The sequence below is a fragment of the Vibrio jasicida CAIM 1864 = LMG 25398 genome (assembly GCF_000400365.1).
GTDB classification, from domain to species: Bacteria; Pseudomonadota; Gammaproteobacteria; order Enterobacterales; family Vibrionaceae; genus Vibrio; species Vibrio jasicida.
On record NZ_BAOG01000234.1, the window covers coordinates 1 to 399 of the forward strand.

Sequence of the window (399 nt, forward strand, 5' to 3'; positions counted from 1 at the left end):
AATCGAGGTAAGCAATGATTTTATGGGAAGAAGAGTCACTTAATGATCGTGAAAAGATCTTCGAGTTTCTCTATGACTTCAACCCTGATGCGGCAGAAAAAACTGACAACCTCATTGAAGCAAAAGTAGAAAACTTGCTTGAACAACCTCTAATGGGTCTACAACGAGATGGCATCCGCGGACGATTGCTCATTATTCCTGAGATTTCGATGATTGTCTCTTACTGGGTCGAGGGCGATATCATCAGAGTTATGCGTGTACTCCACCAGAAACAAAAATTTCCTACGGATTGATTGCTTCCTCTGGGGAACTAACGCCGCATTAAGGTGTGAGCGACGCTTGGCTATACTTGAGCGAAGCGAAACTGCCAAGCGTTGCGAATCACTCTTAAATGCTTTG

Annotated in this window: 1 protein-coding gene; it reads left to right on the top strand. The window is 43.9% G+C overall.

Translation table 11 applies throughout. The features are described from left to right. Positions 1 to 14: 14 nt before the first annotated feature. Positions 15 to 293, top strand: coding sequence for a type II toxin-antitoxin system RelE/ParE family toxin (locus VJL_RS27180; protein WP_038882476.1), 279 nt, complete (start codon positions 15 to 17; stop codon positions 291 to 293). Positions 294 to 399: the final 106 nt, after the last annotated feature.